Consider the following 21,419-nt stretch of genomic DNA (forward strand, 5'->3'; position numbering starts at 1 on the left):
CCGCTCGCACTGATGTGCCACCCCGTCGTCAGTGCCGTTTCAACGTTTGATAAAAATCAGCTCATGCCTCTCATTCCCGAGGAGCCTCAGATTCACGAGAGTGCCCAGGGTCCCCGCGCCACACCGGCCAGCGGCCGCACCGCGCCGACCCCTCGCCCCGTACCCGGCCCCCGCCCCGCGGCGCCGTCCCGCCCCGGTCGTCCCGGCCCTCAGCGGCCCACGCCGCCGGTGCAGCGCACGCCGCGTGACGTGGCTCCGGCCAAGCCGGGCCCGTCCGGTCCGGCCGCTCCCGCCGCCGTGGCCGGCCCGCAGATCCAGCTGATCCCGGCCTCGGCCGAGGGTGCGCTCGACGCCGCCGAAGAGGCCGTCGACCTGTTGCTGGACTCGGGCCGGGCCCCCGGCGACGTACTCGTGATCACCACCGGTGCCCAGCACCCGTGGGCCGAGCACGAACTGTCCTTCGGCGAAGCGTCCTACTGGGCGCAGCACGACGCCGGTGACGACGTCTTCTACACGGACGCCGCCATCGCCTCCCGTGCCGCGTCCCGTCCGGTGGTCGTCGTGGCCGTCAACGGGGGCCCGGCCTCCGCCGCCGGCACCGCCCTCCCGCTGGCCCACTCCCGGGCCGGTGCCCTGCTGATCGTCTGCGGTGACCCGCAGCAGATCAACGGGGTGCTGGGCATCGGCGTCTGACCCGGCGCGCCCAGGCACCCCGGGCACCCGGAAACCCGGGCGGCCGGGAGGCAGCCAGGGGCCGGGGCTCGGCGAGCCCGGGCGGCGAGCCGTCCGAGCGGTCACCGCACGAAGCGGCCTCCGGCGTCCCCGGGCAACGGGAGCGCCGCGCCGGATCGCCCCGGGTGGGAATGATCGCCGGAAGGCGGTACGGCCCTCGGGCCGCGCCCACCGGATCGGCCGCGCCCGGCGCGCTCCGACTGCCCCGCGGTACCACCCGGTTGGTGCCCAGGACGCCCGCAGCGGGAGGGGGGACCTTCCGTCGGCGGCGTCCGGCCCGGCCGGTGGGGGCAGAGCGGGTGCCGGTGCCGTAGGGCCGCGGATCGGTCGGTCGCCCGAGCGGGCGTCGTGCGTCCGCGCACCGTTCGTTATGGGTGTCGTATGTCCATGACGCGGTCGGTGGCTCGTAGGGGGCGCCCTGCGCCCATGGGCTCGTCCCGCGTGGGCGCCGGGCGTACGCGGATCGGCCACGAGCCGGTACCGCGCCTACGCCGACCGGCCCGGTGCGGCCGTACCCTCAGCGGGCAGCGGCCCGGCGCAGCACCTCGGAGACCGGTCCGCCGGTACGCGGCGCGGGCGGCGGGGCGTCCGCCGTGGCGAAGGGCTCCGGCGCCGAATGGGCGTTGGGGCGACGGCCGCCGCGGCCCTCGCCGAGCACCTGCCAGCCGTCGTGGGTCAGCGTGATGTACGCCCCGCAGCGCAGCCCGTGCAGCGTGCAGGCGTCGCGCAGCCCCCACATCCAGGCGCCGTCCTCCTCGGTCCAACGCGCGTCGCCCTCGCGGCAGTAGAGCAGGACGGCGGTGCGCACCGGGGTACGGCGGCGCAGATCATGCGGAATGACCCGGCGCAGTTGGGACAGCAGCGCGTTGCGCAACATCCAGCCGTCCGCCGGGGCGGCGCGGGGGCTGAACGAGGCGCTGGCGCACAGCCGCTCCTCCGGATCGAGGACGGCCACGATCGCCGTGGACGGCCTCGGATGATGACGGGCGTGGAGCCCGCTGACGACCTCACGCGGGTTGCGCAGCAGGGGAATTCCGGCGGCGGCCCACTCCGCCGGCTCCAGCAGGCGGCCCGCGGAAGCGGTGGAGGTCGACAACGAGGCCGCCGAGGACGAGGCGAATCCGAAGGTCACGTTCCTCCCTTCGGCTACGCGCCCACACTGCGGGCGAGGTCGGATTCGGGAGCGCGCACCACAGTGGAGCCCGGCCGGATCACGGGCGGACCGTGCGGGGAGCGGATCTCAATTCTTCCTGTCGAACTGGGATGCGGCAACGAGCAATTGGGGCCGCCGCCGGTTATCGGATGGTGCGTCGCTTATATCCCTACCCACAGGTCAGGCCGCTGACGCATGGGCCCGGGCGCGCGGACGATACCGGAGGGCATGCCGTCCGTCACGCCGGGTGAAGTGGCCGATTGTCCGTGCCGTCGGGTTGCATGGAGGCATGAACGATCTGGAGCTGCGTGCCGAAGCCGACGCCATCCTCGCCGAGCTGGTCGGTGATCCGACGGGGGCGGCGCGGCTGCGGGAGGACCAGTGGCAGGCGGTGGCGGCGCTGGTGGTGGAGCGCCGCCGCGCCCTGGTGGTGCAGCGCACGGGGTGGGGCAAGTCCGCGGTGTACTTCGTGGCCACCGCCCTGCTGCGCCGACGCGGCTCCGGACCTACGGTGATCGTCTCCCCGCTGCTGGCGTTGATGCGCAACCAGGTCGAGTCGGCGGCGCGGGCCGGTATCCATGCGCGGACCATCAACTCGGCCAATCCGGAGGAGTGGGAGACCATCCACGGGGAGGTCGACCGCGGTGACGTCGACGTTCTCCTGGTGAGCCCGGAACGCCTCAATTCGGTGGACTTCCGTGAGCACATGCTGCCCAAGCTCGCGGCGACGACGGGCCTGCTGGTGGTGGACGAGGCGCACTGCATCTCCGACTGGGGCCACGACTTCCGCCCCGACTACCGCAGGCTGCGGGCGATGCTGGCCGAGCTCGCCCCGGGGGTGCCGGTGCTGGCCACCACGGCGACCGCCAACGCCCGGGTCACGGCGGACGTGGCCGAGCAGCTGGGCACCGGTGCCGGCGAGGCACTGGTGCTGCGCGGTCCCCTCGACCGGGAGAGCCTGCGGCTGGGCGTGGTGCGGCTGCCGGACGCGGCGCACCGGATGGCGTGGCTGGCCGAGCACCTGGACGAGCTGCCCGGTTCCGGGATCATCTACACACTCACCGTGGCCGCCGCCGAGGAGGCCACCGCGTTCCTGCGGCAGCGCGGTCTCGAGGTGGCCTCGTACACGGGCAGGACGGAGAACGCGGACCGGCAGCAGGCCGAGGACGACCTGCTGCACAACCGGGTCAAGGCGCTGGTGGCCACCTCCGCGCTGGGGATGGGCTTCGACAAGCCGGACCTGGGCTTCGTGGTCCACCTCGGCTCGCCGTCCTCACCGATCGCCTACTACCAGCAGGTGGGTCGCGCGGGACGCGGCGTGAAGCACGCGGAGGTGCTGTTGCTGCCGGGCAAGGAGGACGAGGCGATCTGGCGCTACTTCGCCGAGACCGCCTTCCCGCCCGAGGAACAGGTGCGCCAGACCCTCGCGGCCCTCGCCGAGGCGGGACGGCCACTGTCCGTGCCGGCCCTGGAAGGCTCGGTGGATCTGCGGCGCAGCCGGCTGGAGACGATGCTGAAGGTGCTGGACGTGGACGGCGCCGTGCGGCGGGTGAAGGGCGGATGGACGGCCACGGGTTCCGGCTGGGTGTACGACACCGAGCGGTACGCACGGGTGGCCCGGCAGCGCGCGGCCGAGCAGCAGGCGATGCGCTCCTACGTCACCACCAGCGAGTGCCGCATGGAGTTCCTGCGTCGCCAGCTCGACGACGAGGAGGCCGCGCCGTGCGGTCGCTGCGACAACTGCGCGGGTGCCTGGGCCGACCCCGCCGTCTCGGCGGAGACCCTCGCGGGGGCGACGAAGGAACTCGGCCGCCCGGGGGTGGAGGTCGAGCCGCGCCGGATGTGGCCGACGGGCATGCCCGCGCTGGGCGTCGACCTCAAGGGGCGCATCCCGGCCCAGCAGCAGTGTTCCACCGGCCGGGCGCTGGGGCGGCTCTCCGACATCGGCTGGGGCAATCGGCTGCGGCCACTGCTGTCCGAGCAGGCGCCCGACGAGCCGGTCCCCGAGGATGTGCTGAAGGCGGTGGTGACGGTCCTCGCGGACTGGGCGCGCTCTCCGGGCGGCTGGATGTCGGACGGCCCGGACGCCTCCTCCAGGCCGGTCGGAGTCGTCGCGGTACCGTCCCTGACCCGCCCCCGGCTGGTCGCGTCCCTCGCCCAGGGAGTCGCGAACATCGGGCGGCTCCCTTACCTCGGCAGCCTGGCGTACACCGGGCCGAACGGCGCGCACGCGGCGCGACGCAGCAACTCCGCCCAACGGCTCCGCGCGCTGGCCGGCGCCTTCACCCTCCCCGAGGACCTGGCCGACGCCCTGGCCCGCACCCCGGGACCGGTCCTGCTCGTGGACGACTACACCGACTCCGGCTGGACCCTCGCGGTCGCCGCCCGCCTGCTGAGGCAGAACGGAGCCGACCAGGTCCTGCCACTGGTGCTCGCGGCGGCGGGCTGAAAGGTCCCGGAGCCGACCGAGGCGCTCGCCGCCGCGCAGGGCAGCGGGAGAACCCCTGCCCTCTCCCGCGCGATCACGCATCCCCGCCGTGCCGCGGACCGCCCAGGCCGCCGGCCGCTCCACCACGCCCTGCGAAGTCCTCACGCGGCCGGGCGGCGCCCGTGGCGTCCCCGAACGGACCGGCCGGACGCGGATCTGTGGACAACCGCCCGAGGGTTGTCGTGTCCCTGATTCGAGTTGTCCACAGGCTCCAGCGGGAATCCGGGATCCGCGAGATCGTCGGCGCATGACGAATCACAGCGAAACCACCGGATCCTTCGAAAACAGTGGTATCCCGGGCGATGAATCCCCGGCCGATCCGTCCGCGCACACCGAGCAGGTCACCCTGCGCACCCCGGCCGAGCTGGCCGACGCCCTGCCCTACCTGCTGGGCTACCGCCCGGAGGACAGCATGATCCTGGTCGCGCTGCACGACCGAGGCGGCAAGGGCAGGTTCGGCGGCCGGGCCCGGCTCGGCATCCCCGCCCACGAGGAGGACTGGGAGGAAGCCGCCCGCCAACTGGCCCGCGGCCTGGTCACCGGCAGCGAACGGCGCGGCGCCAAGCCCGAGCAGATGGTGGCCTACGTCTGCCAGGAGCCGGCCCCGGGGGAGACCGGCCGCGACGTCAAACGCCGGCTCGCCCGCCTCGCCCATCTGATGCGCGTCCAGTGCGGCGACCTCGACGTGCCGGTCATCGAGGCCCTGTGCATCTCGGACGGCCGCTTCTGGTCGTACTGCTGCCCCGTCGCGGACTGCTGCCCGCAGGACGGCACCCCGATGGGCCTGCCCGGCACCTCCGTGCTCGCCGCCGCGGCCACCTACGCCGGCTTCCAAGTCCGGGGCACGCTCAAGGAGTTGCGCGCCCGGCTCCAGCCCTGGGAGACCACCGCGGCACTGGAGCAGGAGATGGCCCTGGACACGGCCGGCATGGACCTCGTGCCCCGCATCCTCGACGAGTCGGGGCGCGCCCAGGTGGCCGAGGAGACCCTCGCCCTCGCCGAGCGCCTCCTGCGCCGTCTGTCGGCGGCGGCCCCGGTCGCCGGGACGCTCCCGGCAGACCTGCGCGACGACGGCCTGATCGGGCACGACGAGGCGGCCCTGCTGATCCTCGGCCTCCAGGACCGCAACACCCGCGACCGGGCCGCCGCGTGGATGGAGGGCGACGCGGCCCAGCCGGCGCTGCGCCTCTGGCGTTCCCTCGCTCGCCGCTGCGTCGGCCCCTACGGCGAGCACGCCGCCGCCCCGCTGACCCTGGCCGGCTGGGTCGCCTGGTCCACGGGCGACGAACTCGAGGCCCGCGAGGCACTGGCCATGGCCCTCGGCGCCGACCCGGACTACCTGTTCGCCCGCCTCCTGCACCAGGCCTGCAACGAAGGACTCGACCCGGAGTCCATCCGCCGCTGCCTGCGCGGTGTGCGGCCCGGGGACGCGCCCGACGCGAAACCAGACCCTGCCGGTACGCGCGCGGAACCCCCGGGAGCCGCGGTGAAGGCGAAGGGCGTGGAGCCCATGGAAGTCGACAAGCCCGCGGAATCCGCGGAACCGAGGGCTTCGGGACCCTCCGGCGAGCCGGACGCCGGCGCGAGCGGTCGCCGACGGCGCCGGACGCGTTCCGCGACCACCGGCGGCGACGGCTCGCCCGCGACCCGGACGCCCGCGCCCCGAACGACCGCGAGCCGCGCGGCAGGAGGCCGACGTCGGCCCGCCGCCTCCCGCCCGGCCACCGACCAGCCCCCGAGTCGTGCCGCCCGGCACCCCGGCGGCACGCGCGGCCGCGCCAAGGGCCCCGGCGAGACCACCGTCACCGGCGCCCCGGCGGCAGGACTCTCCCGGGAACCGGAGGCGGAGGACGCAGGATGATCACCGCCTGACCTGGACGGGAGCGGCGGTCGCCGTCCATAATCCGACGAAGCGGAAGCAGCGCGTGCGGGCCCGGCGAACGACGTGTTTATCGTCAGGCAGACGACTATGATCGCGGCATGTCCTACGACCCGTCAGCCTTTCCGCCCTTCGCTGTCACCGTGGACCTGGTCGTGCTGACCGTTCGCCGTCATTCGCTGTGCGCGATGGCGGTACGCCGGGGCGAGTCCCCCTTCCAGGGACGATGGGCGCTGCCCGGTGGTTTCGTACGGGCCGACGAGGACCTGTCCCAGGCGGCGGCGCGCGAGCTGGCCGAGGAGACCGGGCTGCGGGCGCACGACCCCTCGTCCCCCGCGCAGGACAACGGGGCGCACCTGGAGCAGCTGGCCACCTACGGAGACCCCGACCGCGACCCCCGGATGCGGGTCGTCAGCGTCGCGCACCTGGCGCTCGCCCCCGACCTGCCCGCACCCCGCGCGGGCGGCGACGCCAGCAACGCGCGCTGGGCGCCGGTCGACGAACTGCTCCAGCAGGGCGGTTACGGCCGGGACGGCGAGCCCCTCGCCCCACTGGCCTTCGACCACGCCCGGATCCTCGCCGACGGCGTCGAACGGGCCAGGTCCAAGATCGAGTACTCGTCGCTGGCCACCGCGTTCTGCCCGCCCGAGTTCACCGTCGGAGAGCTGCGCCGGGTGTACGAGGCCGTGTGGGGGGTGGCCCTCGACCCGCGCAACTTCCACCGCAAGGTCACCGGGACCCCCGGGTTCCTCGTGCCGACGGGGGGCACCACCACACGCCAGGGCGGCCGCCCCGCCCAGCTCTTCAGGGCCGGGGGCGCCACCCTGCTCAACCCCCCGATGCTGCGCCCCGAGGTCTGACCGGCGCGGACCCGGCCGGGCGGGGCTGGGGGGGCCTTGTTGCACCGAACGGAGGACACGGACCGGCTCGCGGGAGCGGCACCCGCCCCCTAATCCGCCCATACACGAAAAAACCGGACAACGCACGCTATCTTGCTGCAGGTGATCCAGGCCTTCGGACTGACCAGCACCTCCCGCAAGGCGCAGCCGCCCGCCGTCGACGACGTCTCCTTCGAGGCGCGCGCCGGGCAGATCACCGTGCTCCTGGGTACCGCCGGCGCGGGCAAGACCACCACTTTGAGGCTGATGCTCGCCCTGGAGCACGGGCGCGGGATCACCTACTTCAGGGGGTGGCCCCTGCACCGGATCGCCCACCCGGCGCGTGAGGTCGGCGTGCTCCTCGGCGACGTGCCGGGGCACCCGGCCCGTACGGTCCGCGGTCATCTGCGCATGCTCTGCGCGGCGTCGGGCGTCCCGGCACGCCGAGCCGACGAACTCCTCGAAGCCGTCGGACTCGTCAGCTTCCGCGAGGAACGCCTCGGCACGCTGTCCCGCGGCATGGACCGCAGGCTCGGCCTGGCCTGCGCCCTGCTGCCCGACCCGCACACGCTCGTCCTGGACGACCCCGCCCGCGGCCTCTGCGCCCGGGAGGCGCAGTGGCTGCACGACATGCTGCGTGCCCACGCCGACCAGGGTGGCACCGTGCTGCTGGCCACGGGCGACCCGAGGGAGGCCGCGCGCACCGCCGACCGGGTCGTCACCCTCGACGCCGGCCGGCTCGTCGCCGACCAGGTGGCCGAGGAGTTCGCCCGTACCCGGCTGCGGCCGCGTGTGGCCGTACGCACCCCGTACGCCCGGCGCCTCGCGGCCGTACTCGCCAAGGAGGCGCGCACCGGCCGCCGTTCCGTCGAGGTCGTGCACGAGGGCGGCAACCGCCTTTCCGTGTACGGCACCACGACCGCCGACATCGGCGAGACGGCCTTCCGCCACGGCATCCTCGTCCACCAACTCGCCGACGAGGTGGGCGACATGGGGCCGGGCGCCGACAGCGGACCCGGTGCGGACGGCGCCGCGACCGACCACGGACCGGTCGTCCCCGGCCCGCCGCCGGGCATGCCCCGGACCGCGCCCGGCTCCGGGCCCGGGGAACGGCGGGCCACGGCGAAGAGCGGGAAGATCGTGTTCGGCTTCTCCGCACCGGACCCGTCGCCGCAGGACCGGCGGGCCGATCTGGTCGCGTCCGTCGGGTCCGGCGAGCCGGCCGGTCCCGCCGAGGACGGACCGCACACCTCCCGCCGACCGGAAGCGGTGCCGCAGGTGCGGACCGTCCTCGACGACCGGACGGCGCCCGCAGAAGCCCCCGCCCGGTCCTCCGCGCCCGAGCACCCCGACGCGCGACGGCATCCGGTGACGGCAGGTACCGAGAGCACGTCCCGCTCCGGGAAGCCGCACGGCCGGGGGCCGGAGACCGCCGGCGGCCGCATGGCCGCGGCGGGCCTCTCCGCCCTGCGCGCCTACCTGCCAGGAGCCAGAAAGCCCGGCTTCCGGACGCCACGCACCGCGGACGCCCGGACCGAAGGCGCCCGCGCCCTCGACACCTCCGCCCTTCCGCCCCTCATCTCGGTTCGTCCCGCCCCCGCCCCGCTGTGCCCGCTGCGCTACGAACTCCGGCGGGCCGCGGGTGTCGGCACCGGGTTCTTCGTCTGCGGCGCCGCGCTCGTGATCTCCGTGCTCACCGCCGTGGTGCTGGCCGGAATCGGCCACACCCCGCAGGCCCGGCTGTTCGCCGCGTGGCCACGCGAACTGCCGCTGCCGCCCGCCGCGCTCGCGGCCGGACTGCTCGGCGCGCTGGCCTTCGGGGACGAGTTCCGCCACCCCGCACTGGCGGCCGACCGCGGCACCGTGCCCCGCAGGCTCGGGCTGCTGGCCGCCAAACTCCTCGTCTCCGGAACCACCGCTGCCCTGCTCGCCTTCCTCACCGTGGGCTGCGACGCCGAGGCGCTCCACCTGGTCCACGGCCGGGAGGCGACACAGGTCCCCGAGGACTGGCTTTCGCTGACCGCGAGTTGGTTCGCCCTCATGACCGGGTGCGCGTGGGCCGGCGTGCTCGCCGCCGGTGTCTTCCGGTCCACCTCGGCCGGCCTCGCCGCCGTCCTCGCCGTGCCCGTGGTCGTCGTACCCCTTGTCCACCGGGGACTTCGGGGCGCGGCCGTGGGGATGGCGGCCGATCTCCCCGCGCGCTCGCGGGAGGTGTTCCTGCTCCAGTGGCCGTTCGGAGGGGACCGCTACCTGCTGGCGATGGCGCGACTGCTCGTCCAACCCGTGGGCGGCGCACTGGTGTTGTCCCTGACGGCACTGCTGTGCGCGTATCTGTTCACGACGCTGCGAACCAGGACCTGATGACCGTTGCCCTTACGCTTCTGATCCGGCTTGTGCCCACAACTCCTCGCCGATGGCTCGTTTCCTTCCGATAAGGCGTCAATTGCGACGGTGTGAGCGATCACCCTTTCGTGTGCTTTTCACCAAAGACCTCAAGGGAGTTGGAGACGGCGCCGACAAAGGACTCGTGAGTACCCTTGCGCACACCATGATGACCGCCGCCCGCTCGTCAGACTCCGGTCTGGCCGGCCCGGGCGAACTCGACCGCTACTCCTACGGCGACGCCCCGGTGGGCGAACGCGTCGGAGCGCCCGCCTGGGACGGAGGGGAATCCGAGCTGGGCCGGGTCGGCCGGCGGGCCGCGGGCAACCGCGGCCGGGGGCTGCACGGCCAACTCGTCCAGCAACTCGGTCAGATGATCGTCTCCGGCGATCTGGGCGCGGACCGTCCGCTGGTGCCCGAGGAGATCGGCCAGCGCTTCGAGGTCTCCCGCACCGTCGTCCGCGAGTCCCTTCGTGTCCTGGAGGCCAAGGGCCTGGTCAGCGCCCGCCCGAACGTCGGCACACGCGTGCGTCCGGTCAGCGACTGGAACCTCCTCGACCCGGACATCATCGAGTGGCGGGCCTTCGGCCCCCAGCGCGACGACCAGCGGCGCGAGCTCAGCGAGCTGCGCTGGACCATCGAGCCGCTCGCCGCCCGTCTCGCCGCCGGACACGGCCGCGAGGAGGTGCAGCAGCGCCTGTGCGACATGGTCGAGATCATGAGCCACGCCATGGCGCAGGGCGACGCGCTCACCTACTCGCGCGCCGACAACGAGTTCCACACGCTGCTCATCCAGATCGCCGGCAACCGCATGCTGGAGCACCTCTCCGGCATCGTCGCCGCCGCCCTCCAGGTCTCCGGCGGCCCGGTCACGGCGTGCGACCGGCCGAACGAGGCGTCCCTCGCGCAGCACGCGCGGATCGTCGACGCCCTCGGGACCGGCGACGGCGGCGCGGCGGAGACGGCCATGCGGCAACTGCTCACGGTCCACCCCGAGGTGGAGCGGGTGGTCCCCGCCCCGCGCGAGCACTGACCCGCGCGGCGGTGTGATCGCCGGTGTGCGACGTCGGTTCCCATGACGTGCCGGGCCCGGTTGCCGTGGCCGTCGCCGGTGCCCGCCGGATCCTCAGCAGTCCGGCGGGACCCGGCGGTGCGATGCGACCCGACGGGACCCGGCGGTGCGCCGTGGTCCGACGGGACTCCGTGGTGCGAGGCGGTCCGGCAGGACCCGGCGCTGCCCCGCACGGGCCCGGCCTCACGTGCGACCTCCCTGACCCGGCCGACGCGTCAGGCGTTCTCTTTTGCCCATGTCCGACTGGTTTTGTTCGCTTACGGGGTGTGACTCGGGCCACGCAGAATGGGCGTAACACTCATGGGGACAGCGCGATGACCTAAGAGGTGACAGCCGCGGAGGGAATACGGACGCCGGACAAGGCGCTGTGAATCCTCCCGGCCCGCGCCCGCGCCGTCGGCCCATCCCCAGGCCGGTGGTCGGCTCCCGTCCGCAGTGGACGGTGCCGGAAGCCGTTTTCCAACGTTCCGAGAGGTTGTTCGTGTCGGCCAGCACATCCCGTACGCTCCCGCCGGAGATCGCCGAGTCCGTCTCTGTCATGGCGCTCATTGAGCGGGGAAAGGCTGAGGGGCAGATCGCCGGCGACGATGTGCGTCGGGCCTTCGAAGCTGACCAGATCCCGGCCACTCAGTGGAAGAACGTACTGCGCAGCCTCAACCAGATTCTTGAGGAAGAGGGTGTGACGCTGATGGTCAGTGCAGCAGAGCCCAAGCGCACCCGAAAGAGCGTCGCAGCGAAGAGCCCGGCCAAGCGCACCGCCACCAAGACGGTCGCGGCGAAGACGGTGACCACCAGGAAGGCCACCGCCACCACGGCCGCCCCCGCGGTGTCCGCCGCGTCGGCCGACCCCACCGAGGAAGGCGCGGCCAAGAAGGCCGCCGCCAAGAAGACCACGGCGAAGAAGGCGACCGCCAAGAAGACCACGGCCAAGAAGACGGCCGCGAAGAAGACCACGGCCAAGAAGGACGACGTCGAGCTTCTCGAGGACGAGGTCCTCGAGGACACCAAGGTCGGCGACGAGCCCGAGGGTACCGAGAGCGCCGGCTTCGTCCTCTCCGACGAGGACGAGGACGACGCGCCCGCCCAGCAGGTCGCCGCGGCCGGCGCCACCGCCGACCCGGTCAAGGACTACCTGAAGCAGATCGGCAAGGTCCCCCTGCTCAACGCCGAGCAGGAGGTCGAGCTCGCCAAGCGCATCGAGGCGGGTCTGTTCGCCGAGGACAAGCTGGCCAACTCGGACAAGCTCGCCCCGAAGCTCAAGCGCGAGCTGGAGATCATCGCCGAGGACGGCCGCCGCGCCAAGAACCACCTGCTGGAGGCCAACCTCCGTCTGGTGGTCTCCCTGGCCAAGCGCTACACCGGCCGCGGCATGCTCTTCCTGGACCTCATCCAGGAGGGCAACCTCGGTCTGATCCGCGCGGTCGAGAAGTTCGACTACACCAAGGGCTACAAGTTCTCCACGTACGCCACCTGGTGGATCCGTCAGGCGATCACCCGCGCCATGGCCGACCAGGCCCGCACCATCCGTATCCCGGTGCACATGGTCGAGGTCATCAACAAGCTCGCGCGCGTGCAGCGCCAGATGCTCCAGGACCTGGGCCGCGAGCCCACCCCGGAGGAGCTGGCCAAGGAGCTCGACATGACCCCGGAGAAGGTCATCGAGGTCCAGAAGTACGGCCGTGAGCCCATCTCGCTGCACACCCCGCTGGGCGAGGACGGCGACAGCGAGTTCGGTGACCTCATCGAGGACTCCGAGGCCGTCGTCCCCGCCGACGCCGTCAGCTTCACCCTCCTCCAGGAGCAGCTGCACTCCGTCCTGGACACCCTCTCCGAGCGCGAGGCCGGCGTCGTCTCCATGCGCTTCGGTCTCACCGACGGTCAGCCGAAGACCCTCGACGAGATCGGCAAGGTCTACGGCGTGACGCGTGAGCGCATCCGTCAGATCGAGTCCAAGACCATGTCGAAGCTGCGCCACCCGTCGCGCTCCCAGGTGCTGCGCGACTACCTCGACTAGTCCGCTCGTACGACGAAGAAGGCCCGGTTCCCCTGGGGGGAATCGGGCCTTCGGGCTGCGAGCGGCGCTCTTGTGGATCACTCTGGGTTCTCCGGTACCCACCCTGAGTGAGGAGTGCAGATGCGCCGTTCCCTTGTCCGCGCACTGATCCGGCCGCTGGTCCTGGCGGCCGCCGTCGCCGCCATACCCCTGGTGGGCGCGTCCCCGGCGTCCCCCGCGGCGCCCGCAAGCGTGGTCGTCGGGGGATTCCCGATCGATGTCTCGCAGGCCCCGTGGACGGTGGCGCTGTCGAGCCGTGACCGGTTCGGAGGCACCCGGGCGGGCCAGTTCTGCGGCGGGGTGGCGATCGCCCGCACCACCGTGCTCACGGCCGCCCACTGCATGACCGAGGACGTCCTCGGCGCACCGCCGGACCGCGTGCGCGACCTGAAGGTCATCGCGGGCCGCACGGACCTGCTGTCGGACGAGGGGCAGGAGATCGCCGTACGGGAGGTCCGGGCCAACCCGGGCTTCGACAGTGCGACGAACTCGGGCGACTTCGCCGTCGTCACCCTCGCCGAGCCGCTGCCGCAGAGCGCGGTCATCGGGATGGCGGGCCCGGGGGACGCGGCCTATAAGCCGGGCACCAAGGCTCTGGTCACCGGCTGGGGTGACCTGACGGGCGGCGGTGCCTACGCGCACCGGCTGCATGCCGCGAACGTGCACGTGCTCGCCGACGACCGTTGCAGCCGGGCCTATCCGGGCGGCCCAGAGGGCGTCTACCGGGCCGGCAGCATGCTGTGCGCCGGAGAGGCCGCCGGAGGCCCGGACGCGTGTCAGGGGGACAGTGGAGGCCCGCTGGTGGCCGACGGGCGGCTGATCGGGCTCGTGTCCTGGGGCAGCGGCTGCGGGCGGCCGGGGAGCCCCGGCGTCTACACGCGGGTCTCCGAGGTCGTACGCGCCCTGGCGTCGGAGGACGGCCGGGGCGGTAAATCGTCCGCCAAGGCCCCGGGGAGGCCCCAGAGGGTCTCCTGAGGGCCTTGCGCGACGTACGAGCACGGGCGGCTGCTCCCAGAGGGAGCGGCCGCCCGTTCACCGGCCTGGGCCGGGGCTGGCTCGTCGTCTGCGCGAGATTCAGCGCTCTTCTTCGGAAGCGGTGTTCGGAGCGGAGGTGAGCCGCTCCGTCTCGTCCTGTATCTCAGCGGCGATCTTCTTGAGTTCTGGCTCGAACTTGCGACCGTGGTGGGCGCAGAAGAGCAGCTCTCCGCCGCTGAGCAGGACGACGCGCAGGTATGCCTGGGCGCCGCAGCGGTCGCAGCGGTCAGCGGCCGTCAGCGGGCTCGCGGGGGTCAGAACAGTAGTCACGTCGCCTCTTCTCTAGCTCGACGAGCTGTCGTACCAGGGTCAACATCCAACCAGCCCGAAAACGTTCCCGCTCGTGGCTTTTTTTCGAAAAAACTTTTCCGGGGCGGCTGTCTGCTGCCGGTTGGCGGCGAATGTGCCGTAGTGCGTCTCTTGGGTGCTTACGGTTTCGCGCTGTCTAGTATCTCGGTCCTCCCGGCCGGGTTGCCGGTTGTTCATGAGGACGTGCCCGGAGCCTAAATGGTTCATGCCTCCAAGGGAACGTGATATGCACTTCACCCCAACGAGGGATCGAACGTGCATGCGAGTCTGGACTAGTCTGAGTTGCCGACGAGGGTGGCGTTACACCGGCTCTACCAGGCCTCGGTACCCTCTGTCCGGCGACCGAAGCCTCCCCCTTACCCAGAAGGGGGCAATCTGAAATTCAGCGAGGAGCGAACCGCGTGACCGCCGATACGTCCGTGCCGTCCACAGCGCTGCTGGCAGGAGCAGACCGGGACGGTTCCAACTACACCGCGCGGCACCTGCTCGTCCTTGAGGGCCTCGAAGCCGTGCGCAAGCGCCCCGGCATGTACATCGGCTCGACCGACAGCCGCGGTCTCATGCACTGCCTGTGGGAGATCATCGACAACTCGGTGGACGAGGCCCTCGGCGGCTACTGCGACCACATCGAGGTGATCCTCCACGACGACGGCTCCGTGGAGGTGCGCGACAACGGCCGTGGCATCCCGGTGGACGTGGAGCCCAAGACCGGCCTGTCCGGCGTGGAGGTCGTCATGACCAAGCTCCACGCGGGCGGCAAGTTCGGCGGCGGCTCCTACGCGGCCTCCGGCGGCCTGCACGGCGTCGGCGCCTCCGTGGTCAACGCGCTCTCCGCCCGCCTGGACGTCGAGGTGGACCGGAGCGGCAGCACGCACGCGATCAGCTTCCGGCGCGGTGTGCCGGGCGCCTTCTCGGGCGCCGGCGCGGACGCGAAGTTCGAGGCCAAGAGCGGTCTGCGCAAGGCCAAGAAGATCCCCAAGACCCGCACCGGCACCCGCGTGCGCTACTGGGCCGACCGGCAGATCTTCCTCAAGGACGCCAAGCTGTCCCTGGACACGCTGCACCAGCGCGCCCGGCAGACCGCCTTCCTGGTGCCCGGCCTGACCATCGTCGTCCGCGACGAGTACGGCCTCGGCGAGGGCGGCAGCAAGGGCGAGGAGTCCTTCCGCTTCGACGGCGGCATCAGCGAGTTCTGCGAGTACCTGGCGAACGACAAGCCGGTCTGCGACGTGCTCCGCTTCTCCGGCAAGGGCACCTTCAAGGAGACCGTGCCGGTCCTGGACGAACACGGCCAGATGACGCCCACCGAGGTCGCCCGCGAACTCGGCGTGGACGTGGCGCTGCGCTGGGGCACCGGCTACGACACCACCGTGCGCTCCTTCGTCAACATCATCGCCACCCCCAAGGGCGGCACCCACGTCTCCGGCTTCGAGCAGGCCCTCACTCAGACGATGAACGACGTGCTGCGCGCCAAGAAGCTGCTGCGCGTCGCCGAGGACAACGTCGTCAAGGACGACGCCCTGGAGGGCCTCACCGCGGTCGTCACCGTGCGCCTGGCCGAGCCGCAGTTCGAGGGCCAGACCAAGGAGGTCCTCGGCACCTCGGCGGCCCGCCGCATCGTGAACAACGTGGTCTCCAAGGAACTGAAGGCGTTCCTGACGGCCACCAAGCGGGACGCCGCGGCCCAGGCCCGCGTGGTCATGGAGAAGGTGGTCGCCGCCGCCCGCACCCGTGTCGCGGCCCGCCAGCACAAGGACGCCCAGCGGCGCAAGACCGCCCTGGAGTCCTCGTCCCTGCCGGCCAAGCTCGCCGACTGCCGCAGCGACGACGTCGACCGCAGCGAGCTGTTCATCGTCGAGGGCGACTCCGCGCTCGGTACGGCCAAGCTGGCGCGGAACTCCGAGTTCCAGGCCCTGCTGCCCATCCGCGGCAAGATCCTCAACGTGCAGCGGTCGTCCGTGACCGACATGCTCAAGAACGCCGAGTGCGGCGCGATCATCCAGGTCATAGGAGCGGGCTCGGGCCGCACCTTCGACATCGACCAGGCCCGCTACGGCAAGATCATCATGATGACCGACGCCGATGTGGACGGCTCCCACATCCGCTGTCTGCTGCTCACACTGTTCCAGCGCTACATGCGGCCCATGGTCGAGGCCGGCCGGGTCTTCGCCGCGGTGCCCCCGCTGCACCGCATCGAGATCGTCCAGCCGAAGAAGGGCCAGGACAAGTACGTCTACACGTACTCGGACCGGGAGCTGCGCGACAAGCTCATGGAGTTCCAGAGCAAGGGCATCCGCTACAAGGACTCCATCCAGCGCTACAAGGGCCTCGGCGAGATGGACGCCGACCAGCTGGCCGAGACCACGATGGACCCCCGCCACCGCACCCTGCGGCGCATCAACCTGTCCGACCTGGACGCCGCGGAGAAGGTCTTCGACCTGCTGATGGGCAATGACGTGGCCCCGCGCAAGGAGTTCATCTCCAGCTCCGCCGCCACCCTGGACCGCTCCCGCATCGACGCGTGACGCGCCGCGCCGGCTGACGCGGCGGCGGGCCCGGACCGCCCGCCGCACCGCGTCGGCCGGGGCACAGGGCGGCCGGGTGTGCCGGGGCCAGGGCCGGGAGCGGTGGCCGGAACGGGCCTCGGGCCCCGGGCCGGGCACGCCCGGAGCCCTCGGCACTTCTTCTCCACCCGGGGGTGGAGAACAGCCGTCGAAGATCTCCACCTGTGATCCACCCGGGCTCCGATCTCCCGACCTGCGGATTTCCGTAACTTCGAAGCGTCGGCAGCGCCCGCCGCCGGCACCGTCTTCAAGCTCACGGAGGATCCGATGGTGGGGCTCACCAACGCAGTGGTGGTCGTGGCCGTCGTCGCGCTCGTGCTGGTACGGCAGTTCCGTGCCCGCCCGATCAACACGGACCGACGCTGGTGGCTGCTGCCGGTGATCCTCGGTGTCATAGCGCTGCGCGAGCCCGGCCTCCTGGACGTGCACCACCGGGCGGAATCCGCCGCGCTGCTCGCCGTGGAACTCCTCATCGGCCTGGCCATGGGCGCGGGCTGGGCCTGGACCACCCGCGTCTGGACGGAGCCGGACGGCGTCGTGTGGACCAAGAGCACCAAGGCGAGCGCGGCCGTGTGGATCGCGGGCATCGCCCTGCGCATCGGCGTCTACGGCCTCGGCGCCGCGCTCGGCCTGCACCAGCACAGCTCCGCCCTGATGCTCGGCTTCGCCGGCTCCCTGCTGGTCCGCGGCGGGATCCTGACCTGGCGAGCGCGTACCCTCTTCGCCCCGGCCGCCCTGTCCACCCCGCCGCTCGGCGCCTCGCCCCGTTTCACCACGGCGTACGGTGACGGCAGCAGGCCCGCGGAGAAGGAGCGCGCGTGAGTGAGAACGCCTGGACGCGGTGGCCGTCGAGAGAAGCGCTCGGCCGCGCCGGCACCACCCGGCCCCGCCGTCTGCTCGCCTGGGCCGTCCGGGTCCTGGTGATCGGTCTGCTGCTGTGGGGCGCCTACAACCAGAAGCACGCCGGTGTCTGGACCGGGCTCGCCGCGGCCGCCGGGGTCGTCGCCGCCGGCTTCCTCGCCTGGGGCTTCTTCCGCACCACCTACCAGCACCGCCTGGTGCCCTCCCTCGTACTGCTGGCCGCCCTCATGGGCCTCGCCGTCGCAGCCGAGGCCTCCGGATTCACCGCGCTGGCCCTCGTGGTCTGGTGCGGCTGCGGCATCACCGCCCTGGAGCGGCTGCCGCTCGCCGCCGCGACCCCCGTGACCTCGGTGGGGCTCGCCGCCTACTCCGCCTTCAACCACGACGTCTGGCTGACCACGGCCGCCTCCGTGACGGGCATGGCCCTCGCCGGCTACGTCATGCGCCTGGACGCGGAGGCCCGCGGCAACGCGCAGCGGCTGCTCGACCAGGAGCGGGCCGCCCGGGCCGCGGAAGCCCAGTCGGCGGCACTCGGCGAGCGCGCCAGGATCGCCCGCGAGATCCACGACGTGCTCGCCCACAGCCTCTCCGCGCAGCTCGTGCACCTGGAAGCGGCGCGGCTGCTGATCGAGACGGGCGCCGACCGTGAGCGGATCCTGGAGCGGGTGGTGGCCGCCCGGGGCATGGCCCGCGACGGCCTCGCCGAGACCAGACAGGCCCTGTCCGCGCTGCGGGGCGAACTGACGCCGCTGGAGGACTTCCTCGGCGAACTCGTCAGCGGAGCCGAGGGCGCGGCGGTCACCGTCACGGGTGAGCCCAGGCCCCTGCCCGCCGAGGCCTCCCAGGCCGTACGCAGGGTCGCCCAGGAGGCGCTGACCAACGTCCGCAAGCACGCCCAGGGCGCCAAGGTGGACCTGCGGCTCGACTACAGCGAACACCAAGTGACGCTGAACGTGCGGGACTCGGGTGGACGGCCTGGCGATCTCACCGGCTCCGGAGGCGGGTACGGTCTGCTCGGTATGCGTGAGCGCGCCGAACTGCTGGGCGGTTCGCTGGACGCGGGGCCGGACGAGGAGGGGTTCGTGGTGACGCTGAAGGTGCCCGTATGACCGGGACGGAGGGGGAGAAGAAGCCGGCGCGCGTGGTGGTCGCCGACGACCAGACCGTGGTCCGGGAAGGCATCGTCATGCTGCTCGGGCTGCTGCCCGGGATCGAGGTCATCGGCGCTGCCGGGGACGGCGAGGAGGCGGTGCGGCTGGTCGGGGAGCTGGCCCCGGACGTGGTCCTGATGGACCTCAGGATGCCCCGCTGCGACGGCGTGGAGGCCACCCGGCGGATCCGGGAGCGGTACCCCGGGACCCAGGTCGTGGTGCTCACCACGTACGCGGACGACGAGTCGCTGTTCCCCGCGCTGCGCGCCGGGGCCCGGGGGTATCTGACCAAGGACGCGGGCGGCGAGGAGATCGTACGGGCCGTGGAGAGCGTGCTGTCGGGGGAGGCGGGGCTGTCGCCGAGCGTCCAGCGCCGGCTGCTGGAGCGGCTGTCGCAGCCCGAGCCCCACGCGCCGGTCACGGTCGCACCCGCCCCGCCGGACGGGCTGACCACGCGCGAGACCGAGGTCCTGGTGCTGATCGCCGAGGGGCTCAGCAACCAGGAGATCGCCCGTCGGCTGCATGTCTCGACCGCGACCGTGAAGACCCACATCAACAACCTGTTCGCGAAGACGGGCCTCAAGGACCGGGCGCAGGCGGTGCGTTACGCCTATGGCAAGGGCCTGGTGCGGCCGCCCACGGGATGAGTCACCTGATGGGGTGAAGAGCCCGGAGAAGAAGAGTCGTGGAACTTCCCGGTCTGCCCATCCTGGGACATGCAGTCAAGCAACGATCGCGCCCACGAAGCGGGGAGCGGTCCCGGGAGCTCGGCCGAGCACGCGAACGACCACGGAAGCACCGCCCGGGCCGCGCGGCACGAGGACCCCTGGTCCACCGCGCCGGAGCCGGGCTGGGGAGAGCCGGACCGCACCGAGGCGCCCGTGTCCGCCGTACCGCCCCCGCGCGGGCGGGAGCGGGCCGCGGCCAGGGACGCCCGCGAGGTGTACGCCGAGGTGCAGCGCAGCGCGGCCTTCCGGGAGGTGCGCGGCAGGTACCGGCGGTTCGTGGTGCCGGGCGTCGCGGTCTTCCTCGGCTGGTATGTGGCCTATGTGATCGCGGCGACCACCGCGCCGGGACTGATGGCACGGCCCGTCGCGGGCGCGGTGAACGTGGGGATGCTCGCGGGGCTCGGGCAGTTCCTCACCACGTTCCTGTTCGCCTGGGCCTACTCCCGGCACGCCCGGCTGCGGCGGGACCGGGCCGCGCTGGAGCTGCGCTGGGACACCCAGGAGCTGGCCCGGGAGGCGCGGGGAGGCGCCTTGTGACCGGCGACCACCAGACCCTGGCACTGCTGCTGTTCAGCGGTTTCGTGGCGGTCACCCTCGGGATCACGACATGGGCGAGCCGGCGGCGGCGCGGTTCGGCGGAGGAGTTCTACGCCGGCGGGCGGCTGTTCTCCCCGATGGAGAATGGTTTTGCCATCGCGGGCGACTACCTCTCGGCCGCCTCCTTCCTCGGCGTCACCGGGCTGATCGCGCTCTACGGCTACGACGGGCTGCTGTATGTGGTGGGCTTTCTCGTGGCGTGGCTGGTCGTGCTGTTCCTGGTGGCCGAACTGGTCCGCAACTGCGGGCGGTTCACCCTGGCCGACGTGCTGGCCGCGCGGATGCGCGAGCGCCCGGTGCGGATCGCGGCCGGCACCTCCTCGGTCACGGTGTCCGTGCTGTACCTGGTGGCGCAGATGGTCGGCGCGGGCAGCCTGGTGTCACTGCTGCTCGGGCGGACCGGCGGGGCCGCGCAGGCGTGGACGGTCGTCGGGGTCGGCGCGCTGATGGTGGTCTATGTGTCGCTGGGCGGAATGCGGGCCACCACCTGGATCCAGATCGTCAAGGCCGTGCTGCTGCTCGGCGGGACCGCCGCGCTGACCGTGCTCCTGCTGCTGCGCTTCCACGGTGACGCCGACCGGCTGCTGCTCACGGCCGCGCAGCGCAGCGGGCACGGGGACGCCTTCCTGGCACCAGGCCTGAAGTACGGCGGCGACTGGACCGCCCGTCTCGACTTCATCAGCCTGGGCCTCGCGCTGGTGCTGGGCACGGCCGGGCTGCCGCACATCCTCTCCCGCTTCTACACGGTGCCGACCGCGCGCGCCGCCCGCCGGTCCGCGGTGTGGTCCATCGCTCTGATCGGCGGCTTCTATCTGATGACCGTCCTCCTTGGGTTCGGGGCCGCGGCGATCGTGGGGCCGGGGGCGCTGCGCCGTTCCAACGCGGCAGGGAACACGGCGGTGCCCCTGCTCGCCCTCGATCTGGGCGGCGGCGCGGGCTCCACGGGAGGAACGGTTCTGTTCGCGGTGGTCGCCGCCGTCGCCTTCGCCACCATCCTCGCGGTGGTCGCCGGCCTCACGCTCGCCTCCTCCGCCTCCGTGGCCCACGACCTGTACGCGTCGCTGCGGCGCCCGCGCGGCGGGGCCCGCGGCGAGGTGGCGGTGGCGCGGTTCGCCGCCGTGGGCATCGGCGCCGTGGCGATCGCGCTCGGCCTGCTCGCCCGGGACCTCAACGTCGCCTACCTGGTCGGACTCGCCTTCGCGGTCGCCGCGTCGGCGAATCTGCCGGTGCTGATGTACTCGCTGTTCTGGCGCGGCTTCACCACCCGCGGCGCGGTGTGGGCCGTGTACGGCGGACTGGTACCGGCGCTCGGACTGGTGCTGCTGTCCCCGATGGTGTCCGGCTGCCCCGGTTCGCTGTTCCCGGGCGTGGACTTCCAGTACTTCCCGTTGCAGAACCCGGGCATCGTCTCCATCCCGCTCGGTTTCCTGGCCGGCTGGCTGGGCACGGTCACCTCCGACGAAACCCCGGACGACGCCAAGTACGCCGAGACGGAAGTGCGTTCCCTCACCGGTGCGGGGGCGGCCTAGCGTCCTTC

The 21,419-nt window shown here is 72.6% G+C and carries 16 protein-coding genes; 14 read left to right on the plus strand and 2 right to left on the minus strand.

Annotated features, from left to right (window positions below; translation table 11 throughout):
- The first annotated feature begins 63 nt into the window (after window positions 1-63).
- The gene (locus tag ACSP97_RS26355; protein WP_440554536.1) at window positions 64-693 is read left to right on the plus strand and encodes a hypothetical protein; all 630 of its coding nucleotides are present in this window, start codon (window positions 64-66) and stop codon (window positions 691-693) included.
- A gap of 556 nt (window positions 694-1,249) precedes the next feature.
- Here ACSP97_RS26355 and ACSP97_RS26360 read toward each other — a convergent pair.
- The gene (locus ACSP97_RS26360) at window positions 1,250-1,864 is read right to left on the minus strand and encodes a hypothetical protein (protein WP_355149258.1); all 615 of its coding nucleotides are present in this window, start codon (window positions 1,862-1,864) and stop codon (window positions 1,250-1,252) included.
- A gap of 310 nt (window positions 1,865-2,174) precedes the next feature.
- Here ACSP97_RS26360 and ACSP97_RS26365 point away from each other — a divergent pair, with 310 nt between their 5' ends.
- The 7 genes from ACSP97_RS26365 to ACSP97_RS26395 all read left to right on the plus strand — a co-directional run bounded on the left by ACSP97_RS26365 (window position 2,175) and on the right by ACSP97_RS26395 (window position 13,612).
- Window positions 2,175-4,334, plus strand: coding sequence for a RecQ family ATP-dependent DNA helicase (locus ACSP97_RS26365; RefSeq protein ID WP_358272222.1), 2,160 nt, complete (start codon window positions 2,175-2,177; stop codon window positions 4,332-4,334).
- A 286-nt stretch (window positions 4,335-4,620) separates the two neighbouring features.
- The gene (locus ACSP97_RS26370; RefSeq protein WP_440554539.1) at window positions 4,621-6,234 is read left to right on the plus strand and encodes a DUF4192 family protein; all 1,614 of its coding nucleotides are present in this window, start codon (window positions 4,621-4,623) and stop codon (window positions 6,232-6,234) included.
- Between the two features lie 119 nt (window positions 6,235-6,353).
- Window positions 6,354-7,112 (plus strand): NUDIX hydrolase, encoded by a 759-nt coding sequence (locus ACSP97_RS26375; RefSeq protein WP_355149264.1) that lies wholly within the window; start codon window positions 6,354-6,356, stop codon window positions 7,110-7,112.
- 141 nt (window positions 7,113-7,253) lie between these two features.
- Window positions 7,254-9,491, plus strand: coding sequence for an ATP-binding cassette domain-containing protein (locus ACSP97_RS26380; RefSeq protein WP_440554541.1), 2,238 nt, complete (start codon window positions 7,254-7,256; stop codon window positions 9,489-9,491).
- A gap of 166 nt (window positions 9,492-9,657) precedes the next feature.
- On the plus strand, window positions 9,658-10,545 hold the full coding sequence (locus ACSP97_RS26385; protein ID WP_355149268.1) for a FadR/GntR family transcriptional regulator: 888 nt from the start codon (window positions 9,658-9,660) through the stop codon (window positions 10,543-10,545).
- Between the two features lie 520 nt (window positions 10,546-11,065).
- Entirely contained in the window at window positions 11,066-12,598 is a 1,533-nt protein-coding gene (locus ACSP97_RS26390) for an RNA polymerase sigma factor (protein ID WP_355149270.1), read from the plus strand.
- A 120-nt stretch (window positions 12,599-12,718) separates the two neighbouring features.
- Window positions 12,719-13,612, plus strand: coding sequence for a serine protease (locus ACSP97_RS26395; RefSeq protein WP_358272231.1), 894 nt, complete (start codon window positions 12,719-12,721; stop codon window positions 13,610-13,612).
- A 99-nt stretch (window positions 13,613-13,711) separates the two neighbouring features.
- Here the strand turns inward: ACSP97_RS26395 and ACSP97_RS26400 are convergent, their stop codons facing one another.
- Window positions 13,712-13,942 carry a DUF7455 domain-containing protein gene (locus tag ACSP97_RS26400; RefSeq protein ID WP_146463514.1) on the minus strand — a complete coding sequence of 77 codons (231 nt, stop codon included), beginning with the start codon at window positions 13,940-13,942 and terminating at the stop codon, window positions 13,712-13,714.
- 440 nt (window positions 13,943-14,382) lie between these two features.
- On the opposite strand from ACSP97_RS26400, the gene ACSP97_RS26405 reads away from it, so the two are divergent.
- From ACSP97_RS26405 to ACSP97_RS26430, 6 genes are all read left to right on the plus strand, one after another.
- Window positions 14,383-16,506, plus strand: a complete 2,124-nt coding sequence (locus ACSP97_RS26405) for a DNA gyrase/topoisomerase IV subunit B (RefSeq protein WP_355149274.1) — start codon at window positions 14,383-14,385, stop codon at window positions 16,504-16,506.
- Between the two features lie 306 nt (window positions 16,507-16,812).
- Entirely contained in the window at window positions 16,813-17,367 is a 555-nt protein-coding gene (locus tag ACSP97_RS26410) for a DUF1453 domain-containing protein (protein ID WP_364731841.1), read from the plus strand.
- Window positions 17,364-18,515: a sensor histidine kinase gene (locus tag ACSP97_RS26415; protein WP_355149278.1), complete on the plus strand. Its 1,152-nt coding sequence runs from the start codon at window positions 17,364-17,366 to the stop codon at window positions 18,513-18,515. The genes ACSP97_RS26410 and ACSP97_RS26415 overlap by 4 nt, the downstream gene beginning before the upstream one ends.
- Complete coding sequence (locus tag ACSP97_RS26420) at window positions 18,512-19,204, plus strand: response regulator transcription factor (protein ID WP_355149280.1); 693 nt, start codon at window positions 18,512-18,514, stop codon at window positions 19,202-19,204. The genes ACSP97_RS26415 and ACSP97_RS26420 overlap by 4 nt, the downstream gene beginning before the upstream one ends.
- A 69-nt stretch (window positions 19,205-19,273) precedes the next feature.
- Window positions 19,274-19,822, plus strand: coding sequence for a DUF485 domain-containing protein (locus ACSP97_RS26425; protein ID WP_355149282.1), 549 nt, complete (start codon window positions 19,274-19,276; stop codon window positions 19,820-19,822).
- Window positions 19,819-21,411, plus strand: coding sequence for a solute symporter family protein (locus tag ACSP97_RS26430; RefSeq protein WP_440554546.1), 1,593 nt, complete (start codon window positions 19,819-19,821; stop codon window positions 21,409-21,411). Before ACSP97_RS26425 ends, ACSP97_RS26430 begins: the two co-directional genes overlap by 4 nt.
- The last annotated feature ends 8 nt before the right edge of the window (window positions 21,412-21,419 follow it).

It is taken from the genome of Streptomyces sp. SCPE 10, assembly GCF_051980735.1.
Classification (GTDB): Bacteria; Actinomycetota; Actinomycetes; order Streptomycetales; family Streptomycetaceae; genus Streptomyces; species Streptomyces misionensis.